Annotated in this window: 18 protein-coding genes; 10 read left to right on the forward strand and 8 right to left on the reverse strand. The window is 37.0% G+C overall.

Features of this window, described 5'->3' with window-relative positions; genetic code table 11:
- Positions 1 to 12 precede the first annotated feature (12 nt).
- From OEV98_RS12680 to OEV98_RS12690, 3 genes are read right to left on the reverse strand one after another with little or no spacing between them, the layout of a single operon-like run.
- Positions 13 to 240 carry a hypothetical protein gene (locus OEV98_RS12680; RefSeq protein ID WP_263073672.1) on the reverse strand — a complete coding sequence of 76 codons (228 nt, stop codon included), beginning with the start codon at positions 238 to 240 and terminating at the stop codon, positions 13 to 15.
- A 5-nt stretch (positions 241 to 245) separates the two neighbouring features.
- Positions 246 to 1454, reverse strand: a complete 1209-nt coding sequence (locus OEV98_RS12685; protein WP_263073673.1) for a Ger(x)C family spore germination protein — start codon at positions 1452 to 1454, stop codon at positions 246 to 248.
- On the reverse strand, positions 1454 to 3070 hold the full coding sequence (locus tag OEV98_RS12690) for a spore germination protein (protein WP_263073674.1): 1617 nt from the start codon (positions 3068 to 3070) through the stop codon (positions 1454 to 1456). The genes OEV98_RS12685 and OEV98_RS12690 overlap by 1 nt, the downstream gene beginning before the upstream one ends.
- A 276-nt stretch (positions 3071 to 3346) precedes the next feature.
- On the opposite strand from OEV98_RS12690, the gene OEV98_RS12695 reads away from it, so the two are divergent.
- From OEV98_RS12695 to OEV98_RS12725, 7 genes are all read left to right on the forward strand, one after another.
- Positions 3347 to 4543, forward strand: coding sequence for a class I SAM-dependent rRNA methyltransferase (locus tag OEV98_RS12695; protein WP_263073675.1), 1197 nt, complete (start codon positions 3347 to 3349; stop codon positions 4541 to 4543).
- 53 nt (positions 4544 to 4596) lie between these two features.
- A complete protein-coding gene (locus OEV98_RS12700; protein WP_263073676.1) occupies positions 4597 to 5418 on the forward strand; it encodes a Cof-type HAD-IIB family hydrolase in 822 nt (273 codons plus the stop codon).
- A 240-nt stretch (positions 5419 to 5658) separates the two neighbouring features.
- On the forward strand, positions 5659 to 6717 hold the full coding sequence (locus tag OEV98_RS12705; protein ID WP_263073677.1) for a C40 family peptidase: 1059 nt from the start codon (positions 5659 to 5661) through the stop codon (positions 6715 to 6717).
- Positions 6718 to 6841: 124 nt separating this feature from the next.
- The gene (locus OEV98_RS12710; RefSeq protein WP_263073678.1) at positions 6842 to 7549 is read left to right on the forward strand and encodes a response regulator transcription factor; all 708 of its coding nucleotides are present in this window, start codon (positions 6842 to 6844) and stop codon (positions 7547 to 7549) included.
- A complete protein-coding gene (locus OEV98_RS12715; protein WP_263073679.1) occupies positions 7546 to 8547 on the forward strand; it encodes a sensor histidine kinase in 1002 nt (333 codons plus the stop codon). Before OEV98_RS12710 ends, OEV98_RS12715 begins: the two co-directional genes overlap by 4 nt.
- 117 nt (positions 8548 to 8664) lie before the next feature.
- The gene (locus OEV98_RS12720) at positions 8665 to 9429 is read left to right on the forward strand and encodes an ABC transporter ATP-binding protein (RefSeq protein ID WP_263073680.1); all 765 of its coding nucleotides are present in this window, start codon (positions 8665 to 8667) and stop codon (positions 9427 to 9429) included.
- The gene (locus OEV98_RS12725; protein WP_263073681.1) at positions 9404 to 11266 is read left to right on the forward strand and encodes an FtsX-like permease family protein; all 1863 of its coding nucleotides are present in this window, start codon (positions 9404 to 9406) and stop codon (positions 11264 to 11266) included. The genes OEV98_RS12720 and OEV98_RS12725 overlap by 26 nt, the downstream gene beginning before the upstream one ends.
- Before the next feature lie 47 nt (positions 11267 to 11313).
- Here the strand turns inward: OEV98_RS12725 and OEV98_RS12730 are convergent, their stop codons facing one another.
- Positions 11314 to 13251 carry an NAD(+) synthase gene (locus OEV98_RS12730; RefSeq protein ID WP_263073682.1) on the reverse strand — a complete coding sequence of 646 codons (1938 nt, stop codon included), beginning with the start codon at positions 13249 to 13251 and terminating at the stop codon, positions 11314 to 11316.
- A gap of 386 nt (positions 13252 to 13637) precedes the next feature.
- Here OEV98_RS12730 and OEV98_RS12735 point away from each other — a divergent pair, with 386 nt between their 5' ends.
- Positions 13638 to 14414 carry a MurR/RpiR family transcriptional regulator gene (locus OEV98_RS12735; RefSeq protein WP_263073683.1) on the forward strand — a complete coding sequence of 259 codons (777 nt, stop codon included), beginning with the start codon at positions 13638 to 13640 and terminating at the stop codon, positions 14412 to 14414.
- A 142-nt stretch (positions 14415 to 14556) separates the two neighbouring features.
- Positions 14557 to 15060, forward strand: a complete 504-nt coding sequence (locus OEV98_RS12740) for a hypothetical protein (RefSeq protein ID WP_263073684.1) — start codon at positions 14557 to 14559, stop codon at positions 15058 to 15060.
- A 113-nt stretch (positions 15061 to 15173) separates the two neighbouring features.
- On the opposite strand, the gene OEV98_RS12745 is transcribed toward OEV98_RS12740, so the two are convergent.
- From OEV98_RS12745 to pfkB, 4 genes are read right to left on the reverse strand one after another with little or no spacing between them, the layout of a single operon-like run.
- Entirely contained in the window at positions 15174 to 16022 is an 849-nt protein-coding gene (locus tag OEV98_RS12745; protein WP_263073968.1) for a tagatose bisphosphate family class II aldolase, read from the reverse strand.
- A 46-nt stretch (positions 16023 to 16068) separates the two neighbouring features.
- The gene (locus tag OEV98_RS12750) at positions 16069 to 16518 is read right to left on the reverse strand and encodes a PTS sugar transporter subunit IIA (RefSeq protein ID WP_263073969.1); all 450 of its coding nucleotides are present in this window, start codon (positions 16516 to 16518) and stop codon (positions 16069 to 16071) included.
- A 34-nt stretch (positions 16519 to 16552) separates the two neighbouring features.
- Positions 16553 to 17980, reverse strand: coding sequence for a PTS fructose transporter subunit IIC (locus OEV98_RS12755; RefSeq protein WP_263073685.1), 1428 nt, complete (start codon positions 17978 to 17980; stop codon positions 16553 to 16555).
- A gap of 12 nt (positions 17981 to 17992) precedes the next feature.
- Positions 17993 to 18922, reverse strand: coding sequence for a 1-phosphofructokinase (gene pfkB, locus OEV98_RS12760; RefSeq protein WP_263073970.1), 930 nt, complete (start codon positions 18920 to 18922; stop codon positions 17993 to 17995).
- A gap of 143 nt (positions 18923 to 19065) precedes the next feature.
- On the opposite strand from pfkB, the gene OEV98_RS12765 reads away from it, so the two are divergent.
- Positions 19066 to 19917: a Cof-type HAD-IIB family hydrolase gene (locus tag OEV98_RS12765; protein WP_263073686.1), complete on the forward strand. Its 852-nt coding sequence runs from the start codon at positions 19066 to 19068 to the stop codon at positions 19915 to 19917.
- Positions 19918 to 20051: the final 134 nt, after the last annotated feature.

The following is a 20051-nucleotide window of genomic DNA, read 5'->3' on the forward strand; positions in this document are numbered from 1 at the left end:
CCTGCCCAATCGTTAGTTGGGTAAAAATAATCGGATCAATGGATCTAAGGCAAAGGCTACTATTTCTAATGGATTTGGTAGGAATAGATTATTAATCCTTAAAATGGTAATAATCGCAACGAAAAATAATAAAAAGCTAAATATCCATAGCTCACGAAACAGCTTTGTTTTTATTAATTGTGGAACTTGGAAGAAAGCAATGAGAAGGAAGATAAATAAGACCCCGATAGCTTTTAACATTATTTCTACTCCTTCGGTAAATCATTATGGAATGGATCTGTAATCGTTCCAGCACGGCGAATTTTAATATTTACGGTAGTATTTACCGGTAAATTTGGGAAAATATCAGTCCAATTAGCTTTTATTTTATCCCAATTCTTAGGGTCGGCTTTATGTAATTGCTCACCAAAGCCAAAAACATCGGCCTTTAAGTCGTGCTGTGCTTTATCAAGTGCTTGGGAAACTTTTCCTTTAATATCATCACTTGTTTTCTGTTCTAGCTCTAATAGTACTTGCTCATTCATAAAATCAAATTGTGAATTAGAGTCGGCAATATTAGCCTCTCCCGTAATTTTTACATCAATTGATGGTTCTCCGTTACGAAAATGTGGAATAATCTCCGTTTTTGCATCGACAAGCTCAATTCCAGCCATTTCCTTATTTACTTCTATTACAATGATTGTATTTTTTACTTTTCCTTTAATGTAATTTAATCCTTTGCTTTCAGCAGTGTTTAACCAGCCGGCTAGTTTATTATTACTAAAGGCTGCCATCCCGTCATAGCTAAGGCTCGCTTTTGGATCGGTCGTTAACACATTATCCGTATTTTTTCCAGCATCTGCATCCCCGACTATTTTTACCGCAGTTAAAATTGGCTGGGTTCCTTCGCTTATCAGATCATCGATAAGATCATTTAACTTTACTTTTCCGGTGGCTGCCCATGCTTCTGAGGAGGACTCTAGTGAATCAAATAATTTGTTGGCTGGTATTTTTTCATGACTGGTTAATACATTTAATATTTCTTTCGCAGAATTTCCTTTCGAAACGATAATGTAAAAGTCTGTTCGCATTTCAGGGTCTCTTGATAAAAAGTCGAGCGGTTTATAAATTCCTTCCTTTGCGACACTTTCGCCAATAACAATCATCCGAATATGAGCTAAATAGATTTTATTGGGCAATTGTTGGGTTAATTTACGTAATGCCTCAAAAATGATTCTTCCATTTCCAGTATAGGTGGTTACAGGTGTTTCATAGCCAACTCCCCCACCAGTTTGTGGCGAGGCAACCTCACCGGGACTTAAAATTTGTACAGATACACTATATGTTTCATCCTTGTTTTTATCGATTCCAAGTGCTACGGCAATAGCTAAATCATTTACCTCGCGTCTGTTCCAGCAGCCAGATAAGAGCAAAATTAGTAGAAAGAGCATGAAGAAATGGATACAATTTTTCATTAAACCTCACTACTTCCTTTTTGAGATGTAGGCTTTGGAGTAGGACTACTTTGCTCGCGAATCGTATTTTTCTGACTAATTAATCGTGGACGGGAAAACATTGCCCACATCGGTACACGGAAAAATACATCCTTCTGATCTTGTAATATAAATGGAGCAGCAGGTGTCGTATAAGGGATCCCGAACGATCGAAGGGTGCATAAATGAATACATAACAGAATAATGCCAAACATTATGCCGATTAGTCCAAATACTGCGGATAAACTCATCATGGCAAAACGAATTATCCGTACCGATGTTGCTAAATTAATGGCTGGAAAGCAAAAGTTAGCGATAGCTGTTATTGAAACAACAATAACCATCGCAGGAGATACGATCCCTGCCTGTACTGCTGCTTGACCAAGCACTAGCGCACCAACAATGCTCATTGCTTGGCCGACGGCTCTTGGCATTCGGACTCCAGCTTCTCGGAGTATTTCAAATGCTACCTCCATCATTAATGCTTCTAGGAATGCTGGAAATGGCACTCCCTCTCGTTGGGCAGCGAGACTAATTAATAGCTGAGTCGGTAGCATTTCCTGATGATAGGTTAATACGGCGATATAAAGTGATGGGGCCAATAATGCAATAAAAAAGCAAAAAAATCGTAGGCATCTTAATAACGTGGCAATGTCGGCACGTTGATAGTAGTCCTCGCTCGCTTGAAAAAACTCTACCATTAGGCTAAGCACAACCATAACAAATGGAGAGCCATCTACTAAAATTGCAACACGCCCCTCGATTAATTTACCAGCAACTGCATCTGGACGTTCTGTGCTAAAAATAGTAGGGAACGGTGAAAAGGTTTCATCTTGAATGAGTTCTTCAATATATCCAGTTTCCAAAATAGCATCAATATCAATTGCGTCTAAACGTTTATGTACCTCTTGAAGTACTTCTTCATTGACAATACCTTTTATGTAGGCAATCATAACCTTTGTTTTCGTAACTCTTCCAATCTCTTTTGACTCATACCAGAAATTTGCACTTCGTATTCTTCGGCGCAACAATGCGGTATTTGTTTCTAATGTTTCGGTAAAGCCATCACGCGGACCTTTAATTAATGTTGCGGACTGTGGTTCTTCAACGGAACGTCTTTCGTGTCCCGGAATGCTCACAGTTATCGCATATGGATGGTTTTCTACAATTAATGCAGCATGCCCGGAAAGAATATTTGTTATTAAAGTATCAAAATCTACTACTTCTTCCGCATTACCAACGGTTATTGCCTTTTGTCTAAGAGCGGAAACTAAATTTTTCTCCTTACCAGTAGGCTGTAAATCATTCGGATTCAATTTATTAATTAAGGAATCAATTAAATCCTGGAGCGAAGAAATATCTACTAAGCCTTCCGTAAAAACTACACATATATTAATATCGTTATCTGGTCCGATTTGAATGATCCGGTAAGAAAGGTCCGCACTATTTCCTAACGCACTTTTTATGTAGGATAGATTATCCTCAATTGATGGTTTTAATCTATCTTTTTCATTAGCCTTCCCTTTGCTGCTATTATCTTTATTGGATTTCGTTCGAAAAAAATTTTTAAAGGTGCGATAAAATAGATTATTTTTCAATGCTCATTCACCCCATTTTTTTATTTTGAACCAATTCTATAAATATATTCCTGCCAGTTTTGGAAAGGATGATTTTATAGTCACTGTGCCGTTGTTTACGATAAGTGATTCTTTTAAGGGCATTATTTTAATGTTTGGTGGAAGTTACCATACGAATTGTATTAAAATAAGAAAGCTTACTATAAATAAAATGAATTATATTTAGTATCTACAAGGCTAGTTAGCAGATTCGTTTTCAACATTCCCTAGAGGCATAAAAAATGATTGGGTGATAACATGCAAAATAGTATAAGATTAAAGTTAAAGGCAGCTAATGCGAAGAAATGGAAAAATGGCTATCCATTGATTAAAAAGGAAGATGTGCTTAACAGTCACGATTTGAAAAGAGAAGGTACGATTTTTGAATTAGTGGATGAGCATCAAAATTTTATAGGAAAAGGATACTATGGGATCCAAAATAAAGGGATTGGCTGGATATTGACAAGCCAACAAAAAGAACCAATTGACCAACCATTTTTTGAAAAAAAACTAAAGCTTGCTCTAAATAGTAGAAAGTCTTTTTTCGAAAATCAAGATACAACAGCCTTTCGGGTTTTTAACGGTGAGGGTGATGGAATTGGTGGATTAACAATCGATTATTTTGATGGATTTTATGTGATCAATTGGTATAGTGAAGGGATTTATCGATTTAAAGACGATATTTTACAGGCTTTATCTGTGGTAACAGACTTTAAAGGTGTTTATGAGAAAAAACGCTTTGCCGCACAAGGTAGCTATATAGAGGATGATGATTTTCTATTAGGGGATAAAGCACCAGCACCTCTCATTGTGAAAGAAAATGGCATTAAGTTTGCCATCTATTTAAACGAAAATGCAATGGTCGGTGTTTTCCTAGATCAACGTGAGGTTAGAAAGGCAATACGGGATAAGTATTCAAAGGATAAGCAAGTGTTAAATACCTTCTCCTATACTGGTGCATTCTCGGTTGCTGCAGCATTAGGCGGTGCAGCGAAAACGACGAGTGTTGACGTAGCAAACCGTAGCAAAAGTAAAACAATCGAGCATTTTCGTATTAATGGAATTGATTTTGAGGCACAGGATATCATTGTCGACGATGTCTTCCAATATTTCAAATATGCTGTAAGAAAAAATCTTCAATTTGATTTAGTCATTTTAGATCCACCAAGCTATGCTCGTTCGAAAAAAAATACGTTCCGTGCCGAGAAGGATTATTCAGACTTACTGGAAAAGGCGATAACGATAACGGCAAAAAATGGTGTGATTGTAGCATCCACCAATGCCAGCTCATTTGGTATGGATAAATTTAAAGGCTTTATTCAGAAAGCCTTCCAGCAAACAGGTGTTAAATATGAAGTATTAGAAGAATATCGACTTCCGAGTGATTTTAAGACGATAAAAGAGTATAAGGAAGGGAACTACTTAAAGGTCGTTTTCCTTAAAAAACTATCTTAAAAAATTCTACTGATTTGCTAGAAAAAATAGAGCGCACTAGAGGAGAATACAACATGGCATACAAAATGATTGTACTAGATTTAGATGATACATTGCTTCGAGAAGATCAAACGATATCAGAACGAACAAAACATGCATTAATGGAAGCACAAGAAATGGGCGTGAAGGTGGTGCTTGCATCCGGTCGTCCAACCTTTGGAATGGCGCCTATTGCAAAGGAGCTTTCATTAGCCGAATATGGTAGCTATATTCTTTCCTTTAATGGTGGGAAAATCATTAACTGTCAAACGGAGGAGGAAATATTTAGCAGCACGCTTTCTCTTGCGAACGTGCGCCAATTGTTTGCGGTAAGTCGTCGGGAGGATGTCTATATTCATACGTATGTGGGTGATGAAATACTTACAGATAAAGAAAATCCTTTCACTACGATTGAGTCAGCATTAACAGGATTACCTGTACGAATGGTGGATAACTTTGTTGACGGTGTTACGGTACCAGTTGTAAAAGTATTAATGGTTGCCCAACCAGAAAAATTAAGAAAAGTTGAACAGGTGTTACAGGAAGAACTTGCGGAGGATTACAGCATTATGCGCTCCAAGCCATTTTTTCTAGAATTTACGGAAAAAGGTATTACAAAAGGTGAAAGCTTGAATCAGCTAATAAAAGCATGTGGCATCAAGCGTGAAGAGGTTATTGCTATTGGTGATAGCTATAATGACTTATCGATGATTGAATTTGCCGGACTTGGTGTTGCAATGGGAAATGCACCAGGGGATATAAAAGAAAAGGCAGATTATGTGACTGATTCGAATGAGCATGATGGTGTTGCGAAAGTAGTGGAACAATTTGTCTTGCAAAATGTAGTCCATGTGTAATGGAATTAATGGAAGCTCTTCTCTTTCTCTGAGAAGGGCTTTTTTGAATGAAATTTTGAAAGTGTATGGCACAATATTATTTAAACTTAATATTGAGGTGGAGCAAGCTTTTCGGTATCGGTATCCCAACCCTCTAGCGTATTCAAAACAATACCACTCCTTTTTTCATGTATAAAATACCATAACTTGCACAACATAATTTTTACCTGTACTAGTTCTAAAAAAAAAGGAGAATCGAACATGAAAATGCAGCGATGGAAGAACTTACGTGGTATGATTATGGCTAGTTTGATTGTAGGGCTTTTATGGAATGGTACTGGCACAGCTCATGCGCAAGTACAAAATCTACCAACAGCAGGGGTATTTATCAATGGTAAAGTGGTAAATGGAATTAACCCAATTATGCTAGAAGGGGTTTACTATGTGCCTTTTGTACAGCTAGCAAAAATATTAGGCTACAACCATATTGTTTTTGAAGAAAAAACTTTGACTTATGAAGTAACAGATGGATCCACGTCCGTTCGCGCAACAATGGGTGGAACACAAGCGAAAAAAGGAAATGAGTACGTAAATATTAAACCACCACGTTGGATTAATAATACTGCCTATATTTCATTAGATGCGAGTGGCGCTTTATTTAATGTATACATGACATTTAAAAAGGACAATGGGTCGATTCAAATTCAAAAACCTGCACAACAATATGTGGTACATACAGGGGATAGCTTATGGCGAATTGCCCAGCTTCACCACGTAACAGTGGATGAACTGAAGACTACCAATAATTTAACATCAAATATTATTAAAGACGGACAAATATTAAAATTACCGTCCAGTAATTTAGCAAAGGAAATGGAGCCTGCTAAGGAGCAAGAGCCAATTCAAAATAATAGTAATTCTAGTGTTGATGCACAAAGACAAAAAGTTATCGATGTTGCCAAGCAATATATAGGAGCCGGCTATAAATATGGTGCAACTGCGGCGGATGCACCGAAACTATTTGACTGTTCCTCTTATACCCAATTAGTATTTCAACAGGTGGGTATTAGCCTTCCAAGGGTATCTCGTGACCAAGCAAGTAAAGGAACAACGGTTACAAGCTTAATGAAGGGTGATTTAATGTTTTTTACTAATAAGGATCAGTACACTGATGGTCGGGTGTCCCATGTTGGAATTTATATGGGTGATGGTAGCATGATACATGCTTCCACCTCGGCAGGAGTTACAATTACGAAAAATGTCCTAAGTAATTCATATTGGAAGCCTAATTATTTATTCTCCAAACGGATTATTAAATAAAGAATAAACAGTTGTAGAAAAGGAGGTGCAATATATGGCCTCCTTTTTCAATTGCTTTATCTTTTTTCATTTTGCGGTATTCTTCTTATGTGGGATAATTTTCTCAAATAAAGGAGTGGAGAAAATGTACAAAATTTTGATTATCGAGGATGATACGAAAATTGCCGATCACTTAAAGAACTATATAACAAAATACGGCTATGACGTGGCGATTGTTTCCGAGTTCGACCATGTAATGGACGATTTTCATCAGTATCGACCAAGTCTTGTATTGTTAGATATAAATTTACCAAGCTTTGATGGCTATTATTGGTGCCGACAAATTCGGAAGGAATCGATCTGTCCGGTTATTTTTATTTCAGCAAGAATTGGGGAAATGGATCAAGTAATGGCATTAGAAAATGGGGGCGACGATTTTATCATGAAGCCGTTTCATCCAGAAATCGTAATGGCGAAAATACGCAGTCAGCTGCGACGTGCTTATGGAGAATATGCGATCCAGGCGGAAGAGCGTGTATTAGAATTAGAAGGACTAAGGCTTTTTCCAGAGCGAATGGAGCTTAGCTTTGCGGAAAATACGATTACCTTGACGAAAAAGGAAGCAGATATTTTGGAAAGCTTACTGGAACGGTATCCTCGAGTTGCTGGTCGAGAGGATTTACTAGAAAAATTATGGGATGATTTAAGCTATGTGGATGAAAATACATTAAATGTAAATATTACGAGAGTTCGGAAAAAACTAGAGCTGTTCGGGATTCAAGGGGCTATTGAGACCGTAAGAGGAGTAGGCTATCGTATGCATGTTACATGGTCAAAGGATGAGCAGAAATGAAATTGTTTTTAAAGGAGCATACTCTATTAATAATAGTACAAATCATCCAATTTGTTATGATTCTATTAATATATTGGCTTGATGGCTACCATCAATTATTACCAGCACTTTATGCTATTTTTCTTAGTATCTTCTTTCTATGCTGTTATCTTTTATACCATTATTTTAGTCGTAAGAAATTATATCATCGTTTAAGTAAACCGTTAGAATCATTAGATGAATCCTTTCAAAAAACAGAGCAAGCACCCTTATCAGAAGCGCTGGACAATTTATTAAAAAATCAATACATGCTGTACCAGCAACAAATCAAAACATTAGAGGCAAGACAAGCGGAGCATTTAAAATTTATGGATCAATGGGTTCATCAAATGAAAACTCCATTATCGGTTATTGAGCTAATTGCAAAGGATTTAGATGAACCGGAATCCTCCAATATTCGGGAAGAAAATGAACGGATGAAAACAGGGTTAAATACAGTACTTTACATGGCGCGCTTACGAACGATAGAACAAGACTTCCATATCCGACCGGTTGAATTAGCGCAATTAGTAAATGAAGTAAATCAGGATAATAAACGATTATATATTCGGAATAACGTATATCCAAGCTTCTCGCAGGAGCGGAAGAGAATAACCGTTGAAACAGATGAAAAGTGGCTATTTTTCATGCTTTCACAGCTGATAAATAATGCAATTAAATATTCGAAAGGTAAAAGTAGTACGATCGATATTTCGATTTATGAAAAAAATGAGGAGGCAATACTTGAAGTGAAGGATTACGGTGTAGGAATTCCAGAAACCGACCAGAGACGCGTGTTTGATCCTTTTTATACTGGTGAAAATGGCCGCAAATTCAGAGAATCTACTGGAATGGGGCTCTATTTAACACGCGAGGTTGCGGAATATCTCGGGCATCGAATTGAACTGGAATCAAAGGCTGGAGAAGGAGCTACGTTTCGAATTATTTTTACTCCAACACAAAACCTTACAAGCATGTAAGAAAAGTGAAAGGAAAATCGATTTTTCAAATTGGGTTGTGCGGTTATACTAATCACATAATCAATAGAAATGCTACGTGCTTTTTGGCACATACATGCTAATGAAGGGAGTCTCATCATGCTGAACGTGAAGCAAGTGAGTAAAATTTATGAAGGTAAAATTGCCTATCGGGCGTTAACAGATATTGATTTAACGATAGAAGAAGGAGAATTTGTTGGAATTATGGGTCCATCCGGTAGTGGGAAAACGACACTACTGAATATGATTGCAACTATCGATCAACCAACAACAGGAGAAATTTTAATTGATGGAAAAAACCCACATCGCTTAAAAAAAGATGAACTAGCAAAGTTTCGTCGAAGAGAATTAGGGTTTGTATTTCAGGATTTTAATTTACTTCATACATTAACAGTAGAAGAAAATATTGTGTTGCCTTTAACTTTAGATGGAAAAAAAGTGAAGGACATGAAGGAGAAGGCAAATGAGATTGCGAAAAAATTAGGGATTACAGAGATTATGAATAAACGCATTTATGAAATATCTGGTGGACAAGCACAACGAGCAGCGGTAGCAAGAGCAATGATACATCATCCAAAGCTATTGCTTGCGGATGAACCTACTGGAAACTTGGATTCCAAATCATCAAAAGATGTTATGACGATGCTCCAAACGATTAATGAGACTGAACAAACGACTATGCTGCTAGTTACCCATGACCCAATGGCTGCGAGCTATTGCAATCGCGTTGTTTTCATTCGCGATGGAAAGCTTTATTCTGAAATTCATCGCGGAGATAATCGCCAAGCATTTTTCCAAAAGATAATTGATACACTTTCTTTGCTGGGAGGGGACGCAAATGACCTTTCGCAAATTCGCGTTTAATAATGTCCTCCGCAATAAACGATTATATGCTGCCTATTTCCTCAGTAGCCTATTTACGGTAATGGTCTTTTTTACCTTTTCTATTTTTGCCTTCCATCCAGACTTGAATGGTGAGGATATGAGTGCGAGTGCATCCAGAGGAATGAATATTGCTTCTGGGATAATTTATGTTTTTTCCTTTTTCTTTATCTTATATTCCATGAGCTCCTTTTTACAGTCACGAAAGAAGGAATTTGGGATATTGGTAATGCAAGGGATGTCCATGAAGCAAATACGTTTTATGGTGTTTTTAGAAAATATGCTGCTTGGTTTCTTTGCTACTCTTGGTGGTATTGGACTAGGCGTTATATTTGCAAAAGCGATATTATTGCTGGCGGAAAATGTACTAATTATTGATGGTAAGCTGGATTTTTATTTTCCACTGAAGGCTATTATCATTACTTTTATCGCGTTTATTGTATTGTTCTTATGTATTTCTCTATTTGTTTCGTATGTGCTACGAAGTAAAAAACTGGCGGTGCTGATTAAAGGGAATAAAGTATCAAGAGGTGAACCAAAAGCTAATCTCTTTTTAGTCATAGTCACTATTGTTTTATTGGCAATTGGATACGCTACGGCATTATTAGCTGAAGGAGTCGCGGTTGTAGTAGTCATGCTTCCTGTCGTCATAGTCGTCTGTATTGGTACGTACTTTTTATTTACGCAGTTAAGTGTATTTATTATCCGAAAGCTAAAGAAAAATGAACGTATTTTTTGGAACAAAACAAATATGCTGCTGCTATCAGATCTTGATTTTCGAATGAAGGATAATGCTCGGACTTTTTTTATGGTGGCTATCGTTTCCACTGTTGCATTTAGTGCGATCGGGGCATTATTTGGACTTCAATCATACCTTACGGCAAGCTCGAAGAATATGAACCCGAATACGTTCACTTTTAGTACAATGGAAGCAGGGGAAGAACAGAAAGTTGCACTTATTAACGATACTTTACAGGAATATCAAATTAAGTCTGAGATGGAGCACACTACACTTCGCTATTACGAAATCGGAGGAGATACTATATTAATTTCGAAGCAATCAGATTTTAATCGTTTCGCTCGATTAATCGGAGAGAATACGATAGAACTTCGAGATGGTCAAGTAGTCGTCGTGGAGTTTAAAGGAAGTGCATATGGGCAAACAGAAGAGCTTATGAAGCAAACAATTTCATTACATTCAGGTCGTAAACTGAAGCCTGAGGAAATCGTCTATTCACGAGCTTTGCCGGAGGTGGACTCCTATTATGTAGTATCGGATAATGATTTTCAACAGCTGCCGAATTCACTAAGAAGCACAAGCTTTTATGCATGGCAAGCAACCGATGGACAAGAAAATATTTTAGCTGCTTCGAAAAAACTATATGATTTAGTACCTAGAGAAGAAATTATTTCTGGGGAATATAATGAATATCGGACATTACAGAGCTATGGACCCGTTCTGTTTGTCGGCTTATTTATTGGTATTGTTTTCTTTGTATCTGCCGGTAGTTTTCTATATTTCCGTTTATATATGGATTTGGATGAGGATAAACAAAAATTTTCATCGATTGCGAAAATGGGGCTTACCGATAAAGAATTAAAGCATGTTTTGACGAGACAAACCATGATTTTATTTTTTGTTCCAATAGTAGTGGCACTGATTCACGGTGCAGTTGCACTAACGGCCTTGTCTCGCTTGTTCTACTATAGTTTAGTGATTGAATCTATTGTGGTATTAGGTGTATTTTTGGCAATTCAAGTAGTTTACTTCTTGATTGTTCGACATTTTTATACGAAACAGATTCAGTCCGTCGTTTAAGAAAAAGCGAACAGTTTGCACTGTTCGCTTTTTGATGCAATTTTCGATTACAATTTCTCGAGCGCCTGTACCCATAGCTGATATGATGCATCACTAGGCATCCGCCAGTCACCTCTAGGGGATAAGTTAATGGAACCAACTTTTACCCCATCTGGCAGGCAGGAACGTTTAAATTGCTGGGTAAAAAATCGTTGATAAAATTTCCTTAACCATGCTTTAATTTCTTCTCTCGTATAAACATTCTGAAAAGCTTGTTCAGCTAGAAAGACTAATTTACCAGGTGTATAGCCAAAACGGAGCATATAATACAAGAAGAAATCATTTAAATCATAGGAGCCAACAATTTCTTCGGTTTTTTGTTGAATATTTCCTTGCTCATCTGGTGGCAATAGCTCAGGACTAACAGGTGTATGATAAACATCCATTAATGCAGTAGCAATTTTTTCGTTTTTTGTTGTTGTTGCATACCATTCAACTAAATAGCGGACCAATGTTTTTGGAACCCCACTGTTTACAGCATACATACTCATATGGTCGCCATTATAAGTCGCCCAGCCTAATGCTAATTCGGAAAGGTCGCCTGTTCCCACTACGAGTCCACCAACCTGATTAGAAACATCCATTAATATTTGTGTACGTTCTCTTGCCTGTGAATTTTCATAAACGACATCACGGTTGGAGGAGTCATAGCCAATATCTTTAAAATGCTGTTCGACGGATTTCGCGATTGGAATTTCACGAACGGTAATACCAAATTCCTTCATTAACGTGATAGCGTTTTGATACGTACGATCCGTTGTTCCAAATCCAGGCATTGTCACACCGATAATATTTTCCATTGGCAGCTTTAGACGCTGGAATGCTTCAACCATGACGAGAAGTGCTAATGTAGAATCTAGTCCGCCAGAAATACCAACGACTGCTTTTTTAATTCCTGTCTTTGATAATCTTTGCACAAGTCCAGACGATTGAATTTGGAAAATACCACGACAGCGTTCATCGCGTTTTTCTTTATTGGCTGGAACAAATGGTCGTGGATCAATTGGCCGAGCAAAGGCTACTATCTTTTCTTCCTTTTCTGCTAGCGAAATATCCACATACTTATATTCGCGTTTTTCGACTTTTCCCATGAAAGTATGGAATTTGCGCCGGTCATTTCTTAATCTTTCTATATCAATATCCTGATAAATAAATGCCGATTCCTCCGGAAAATTTAGTTCTTCTAATACGGTCCCATTTTCCGCAATAATCGAGTGCCCACTGAAAACAACATCAGTCGTCGATTCTGTCTGTCCAGCGGATGCATAAAGATAGCCGCTGAAGGTTTTTGCGGAATGGATACGGACTAAGTCTCTACGATATTCATATTTACCAATCACTTCATTACTAGCGGAAAGATTTATTAAAATGTTCGCACCATATATAGCATGATGAGAGCTAGGTGGAATTGGCATCCATAAATCTTCACAAATTTCTACGCCGACAATGGCTTCGGTTTCTCTATCGCGAAATAATAGATTTTCATGGAATGGTACTTCTTGTCCACATAAATAAATCGTGTCACTGATGCGATTAACCGATGATGCAAACCAGCGTTTTTCGTAATATTCATTGTAATTAGGGATAAATGTTTTCGGAACGACACCTAATATTTTCCCTGCTTGAAAAATGACCGCAGTATTGAATAATTGATTATCACACTCTAGCGGCATCCCGACAGCTACTAGCATATTAATGGATGCTACTTCCTCTATAAGCATTTTTAATGCCTTTTCCGATTCTTTTAATAAATGGCGTTGATGAAATAAATCCGCAGAAGTATAACCGGTTATACTTAATTCTGGAAAACCTAATACTTTTACGTTTTCTTCCGCAGCTTTTTTTATTAATTGTGCAATTTCTTTACAATTGTATACTGGGTTACCGATTTGGAGTGTTGGTACGGCTACTCCAGCACGAATAAACCCATAATCAGCTAGTTTCACTACTATCAAACCTTTCTAAAGCCTAAAGTTAAAGTATATAAAGACAAAACGTCTATGTATAAATAGTATTTTACCCAAATCCCGTTAAATATTGCTACTATCTGTGCTTCATTAAATTGTGTGAGTAAAGTTGTACTGTATGACAAATCAGGATGGCGGACTCTATGTATTGTAATCCTGTTCACTTATTCATTCAAGCAGAGCAAATGTTACAAGATCGTCATTTCTATTGTACCATTTTCAAGTGGGTATAATTTCTTATTTTTAATGGAATCTTTTCCTATCTTTTTTTATAATTGGATACATAAGAAAACGAGAAAAAACTGTACGAATTTGAGAAGGAAATTCGGAGTAACGAAACGCTCCGAAGGAAGGGTGTAGTTCAAATGAATGAGTTGCTTTTTAATATACCTGCAGAAAAATATCAAGCATTAAGTGAGACGGAGCGTTATTTATTAGACTATATTGTGAGGCATATAGAAGAGATTGCCAATATCTCCATTGTGAAGCTAAGTGAAGAGGCAAGCGTTTCGACGGCAACGATTGTCCGGTTGATGAAAAAGATTGGTTATGATGGGTTTACTTCGTTTAAATATAATATTAAAGATAAGCTAAAGCCTGTTGAGCATGAAAATTCCATTGATAATATCGAAAAGAAAATAAATAGTGCCATTCGAAAAAATGAACAAGAAGTATTAAACACAATTAAAATGCTTAGTAGAGGGAATATCGAGGACGCGATTCAAAAAATCTATCATGCCGAAAAGATATTTATTTTTGGTAGAGGATTTTCGGAAATGATCGGAAATGAAATGAAAGTAAAGCTGCAATTAATAGGAAAAAATTGCGAGATGCACAATGATCCAAACATTATTAAAGTGATCTCGAAAAGAATGAAGGAAAAGGAAATTGCGATTATTGTTTCTTTGAATGGTGAGACACCAGAGCTAGTGGAGGCATGTAAAAATTTAAAAATGAAGCAGATTAGTACGATTACTTTAACCGCTGGTGTTGATTCTTCACTCGCGAAATTATCGGAAATCGTCCTTCTAGGCTATAAAGGAGCACAATCCTTTTTCCCAGACTTTGAGGTGCGTTCACGGCTACCACTACAGGTTATTTCACGTATTTTACTCGATGCCTATGTAATCCGTACAATGTAGAATTTGTTATTTTCATAGCCATGAAACATTTGATATAATGTATGAATCAGTGTGTAGAGATATTGGTACAGTTCCCCTGGCCAAAAATATATGTCGCAAGATACGTCTACCATCTGGAATAATTTATTTCGGAGGGAAAGACATGTATAAAGACGAAAGACTGCCACAAAATGCAAAGGAAGGCATATTGTTTTTATTGATTGTTTCTATTATTTCTGTAAACACGATCGCTCCAATCATTATGGGGATGGAACGTGGCTTTAGTAAAGAAAATTATTTAGAAACGCTTAAGATTCTTCCAGTTATGTGGATTATCGTTGTTTTATTAGTAAAATTAGTTGCGGGACCGATTGTAGGAAAAATATTACAAAAGTTCGTTGGACAGACCGATGGATTTAATGCGAGAGTATTGTTCAGTACGTTATTTAATGTGATAGTGTTATCGATTCTGTTAACCATTATAGGTACTTGGGTAGGTACGAGACAAGTAAGTCTTGCTCCTTTTCAAAACTTCTTCCATAGTTGGTTTAGAAATTTCGGGATTGCTTTTTGGATTGAATTAATAATTGCACAGCCAATCGCAAGATTTGCAATGAAAAAAATCCACGCAAGAAAGTCTAGCCAGGTTGAAAGTTTAAATCCGTAACTTATAGACTGTTATGATTGGAAATAAATATAAAAACGCTTGAGATGACGTCCATCCCAAGCGTTTTTTATTTTAATTTGCTTTTCTATACTAACGATTGAAATTCTTTCGGCTTAATACCGATTTTCACTTTTACACATTTTAATTTTTTCGATAACGACTTCGCGCATAGCTGCTTTAGCAGGAGCCATATATTTTCTTGGATCATTAGCATCTTCGTTTTCTACTAAAAATTCCCGTAATGCATTGGAGAAAGGTATTTTTAATTCTGTTGCAATATTAACCTTGCAAACACCTAATTCAATCGATCTCCTTACGTCCTCCACACTAATACCGGATGCACCGTGTAGCACTAAAGGAATATCTACTAGTTTTTGAATTTCTGCTAAACGTTCGAAATCTAGTTTAGGTTCGGATTTATACATACCATGTGCGGTACCAATCGCAACTGCAAGGGAATCAATGCCTGTTCTTTCTACATATTCCTTTGCAGCTGTTGGATCTGTGAAGAAGGAATCCTTATCATCTACAACTAAGTCATCCTCTTGCCCACCTAAGCGGCCAAGCTCTGCTTCTACAGTTGCACCATTTGCGTGTGCATATGCAACAACCTCTTGTACAAGTTTAATATTTTCCTCAAACGGGAAGTGGGATGCATCAATCATTGCTGATTTTGTACCTAAATCAATCGACTCTTTAATATCTTCAAATGTTTCGTGATGATCTAAATGTAGCGCAATTGGTATATTATATTTTTGGGCTGCAGTTTCAACGATCGCTTGGACATAATCGCGTCCAGCATAGCTAAATGTGCCTGGAGTACCAGCTAAAATAACTGGAGAGCGCATTTCAGCTGCTGCTTCTACCACAACTTGAATCGTTTCTAGATTGTGGATGTTAAAAGCGGGGACTGCGTATTTTTCCTTTTGTGCTTTCAATAACATATCTTTTGTGTTTACCATTTTTGTATCAATTGTTATAGTCAATGAAACTACCTCCAATGTTGTTTTAATTACTTTGCATTACCGAAGTTAAAACAGTTAATATTTCCGTTGCATTATTTGCTTGCATTAATTGTTCACGAACATCACTATGAATTAACATTCTCGATAATGCAGATAAAAGGGTTAGGTGGGTTGTGCCTGCTTCACTTTCCGGTATTAATAGTGAAATGATGAAGCGGACAGGGCTCCCGTCAAGTGAGTTCCATTCAATCCCATCATTTGTTTTTAAAATGATGACACTTGCTTCTGTGACTGCAGTAGTTTTCGTATGCGGAATCGCGAAGCCTTCCATAAAGCCAGTGGTGCTTTCTTTTTCCCGCTGCAGTAAACCGTCTACTACTGCTTGTTTGGAATCGGCTATTCCGTTAGAAACAGCCAATTCTGCGATTCTTTCAAATGCTTCTAATTGTGTTTGTATGTTTTCGTTTACGCTAATATTTTCTTTTCGATACATCGTAAGCAATGACTCCCACTCCTTTTGTAAATACTTATGCTGCGTCTATTGTTTGTTCTTCTTGTTTTTTATTTGCTTCTCTTTTTTTAGCCATTCCATATAGGAAAGCACCTACTAGTGATCCTGCTAAGATAGCGATTAACCATTTGACTGCGCCAGTTACAACTGGTAATACTAGGAATCCACCATGTGGAGCTGGTACTTGAACACCAAATAGGTAAGTTAAAATGGCGGAAATGGCGGATGCAATCATTAATATTGGTAGAACGACAATCGGGTTTTTCGCAGCAAATGGAATTGCACCTTCTGTAATATGAGTTGCTCCGAGAATAAAGTTCACTAAACCAGCATTTCGTTCCGATTGATTGAAATATTTTTTAAAGAATAGTACGGCAAATGCTGTTACAAGCGGTGGTGTAATACATGCAGCAGATACACCAGCCATGAAGTAGAAGTTACCTTCTGCTAATAATGCTGTACCAGTTACATATGCAGCTTTGTTAATTGGACCACCCATATCAAATGCAGACATTGCACCAACAATTAAACCTAATACGATTGGATTTGCATCCTGGAATCCAGATAAGAAATTCATCATTGCTTCATTAACTGCAGTCATTGGATTTACTAAATATGTCATTATGAAACCAGTTAGGAATATACCGATTACAGGGTATAAGAATATTGCTTTTAAACCATCAAGGGATTTAGGAAGACCTTGTAATAATTTTCCTAATAGAAGAATGATATAGCCGGCAAGGAAACCTGCGACAATTCCACCAAGGAAGCCTGCGCCACCATTGTATGCAATCATACCGCCGATAAAACCAACAACTAAGCCGGGACGTTTTGCAATTGATTCCGCAATGTAGGCTGCTAAAATTGGTACCATTAAGGCGAAGCCGATACCACCGACATCTTTTAGCATTGCAGCGAATTCATTGTACGATTCATGGGTTGGGTCAGCCGAGTAAATACCGAATAGGAACGAAATGGCGATTAATACCCCACCACCTACAACGAATGGAAGCATATGAGATACCCCATTCATTAAGTGCTTGTAAATGGAACGACCGATAGAAGATCCAGATGTACTTTGTTCTTCATCAGTAGATGAATCATCCTGTTTTTTAGAAGCTTTGTAAACGGTTGCTTTTCCGTCAATAATTGTTTGAATTAATTTTTCTGCCTCTCTAATTCCGCGAGCTACAGAAACGTCTACCACTGGTTTTCCGATAAAGCGTTCTGCCTGTACATCTTTATCTGCAGCGATGATAACGCCATCTGCCTGACGGATATCCTCTTTCGATAGAGCGTTTTCAATTCCGACCTGACCGTGTGTTTCTACTTTAATTTCCACACCAAGTTTTTTTGCAGCAATGCTTAACGCCTCAGCGGCCATAAATGTGTGGGCAATTCCTGTTGGACAGCCTGTAGCTGCGATAATTTTTATTTTACTCATCATTACTACCCCCTAAGATACATTTAGATTTAGTTGTTTTATTTTAATTTCTTTTATTAATTCATTAACATCGGTTAAATCACTAAGCCCTGAAGTAAAGGCGGTGGAAGCTCCAGTTGCGGATGCAAAAATTAGCGCTTCCTCAAGGCTAGAACCTTGAACTAGCTTTCCTACGAATGATCCTAATAATGCGTCCCCTGCACAAGCAGTATTAACGGCGTTTCCTTGTGGAGCAGATACTCGTAATACTTTTTCCTCGGAGAGAAAAAGCGATCCTTTATCTCCTAAGGAAACTAGTACGTTTTGCGCACCTTTCGTAAGTAATACTTCACTAAGTTCCATAATATCCTTTTCTGTTAAACTATCTTTTTCAAATAAATCGGCAAGCTCCTCTTCGTTTGGTTTAATTAAATATGGTTGATAATGTAAACAATCGAGAAGTTTTTTAGAACTAATATCGAGCACTAGCTTAACGTTATTTTTTTTACTGATTTTCGCAATCTCCTCAAAAATATTTTCAGATACGCCTCTCGGGAGACTACCAGATACAAATAATAAGCTCCCTGCAGGAATCTCGCAAATCTTTTCGAGCATTTCTACCGTTTTGTTTTGAGGAATGACGGGTCCTTTATTGACAATTTTGTATTCATTTTCCCTATCTCGAACAAAAGTGTTTACCCGAGTAATACCATCTACTTCAATAAAATTCGTTGTTATCCCTTGGTATTCTAATTCGTTTTTTATAAAACTGCCAGTAAATCCTCCGATGAAACCAAGAGCGGTATTATTTACCCCCATTCTTTTTAAAATGAAAGAAATATTGATTGCTTTCCCGTTTGGAATATAATCCTCAGCATTTGTTCTATTTACAACATTTGGTTTTAAAGTGTCAATATTTACAAATAGATCAATCGCTGGGTTTAATGTGCATGTATAAATAATTGGGACCACCCCATTTCTCCTTTGAATGTTTTACTATCTTGCTGTAATTTGATTATGACACATCTATTGGTGAAAATGTTTTCAGAATGTGTAAAGGTTTTCATAATGTATTATTTATAATAGAAGGAAAGGGGGTAGAAAGATTGAAATTAATTGCATTGGATATGGATGGCACATTACTTTCCGAGGATGGAACAATAAGTAAAGATAATCGAGATATGATCTATCGGTGTCAAGACAAGGGAGATATTGTTGCGATTTGTTCTGGAAGATCACTACAAGATATTCTCGGGATATTAGAGGATGCAGGTATTGATTGTCCAATAATATCATCAAATGGTGCACATGTGTATGATGGAGAGCGTACTGTAGCTGAATTTTGTATGTCGAGCATAGCAGCGAAGGAAATTACTGAACGATTAGTAAATGAAAACTACTATTTTGAGATTTATACACATCAAGGGGTGCAAATTTTTACATCAGGAAGAGAGCAATTGAAAGCGGAGATAGAAAAATTACGCAAAGATAAAGCAGACTTCCCTGTAAAATGGGCATATGAACAAATAGAAATTCAATATAATCAAAAAGGCTTACTTTATTCTTCCACCTTTGACCATACGAAAATACAAGATTTACAAATATATAAAGTTTTTGTGTTGTCTTTTGATAGAGGAAAATTAAAAAGATTGGAGGTTTCCCTTGCAGAAAATGAATTAGTTTCGCTTACGACATCCGGTTGGACGAAGCTAGAAATTGCTCACCCAGAGGTTAGTAAAGGGAATGGGTTAAAAATACTAGCAGCGCATTATCAAATACCTGTGGAAAATACGATTGCAATCGGAGATAATTTGAACGATCTACCAATGTTCAAAGTAGCCGGAACTAGCATTGCTATGGGAAACGCTAGTGATGAAATCAAAGCGCAATGCACCTACACAACAAAGTGCTATCATGAAAATGGTGTAGCCTATGCATTAGAGAAATTTGTACTTTAGAATAAACAAGCAATCTCTTGATGTATTTAAGCGAAGGGTATTGGCTAATTGCTGATACCTTTTTTCTATTATTATGTACATAGGAAAAACTGGTAAACTATTCCTAATTAAATGATAAATGGTATACTAGTGTG

The organism is Perspicuibacillus lycopersici (genome assembly GCF_025660475.1).
GTDB lineage: Bacteria > Bacillota > Bacilli > Bacillales > Caldibacillaceae > Perspicuibacillus > Perspicuibacillus lycopersici.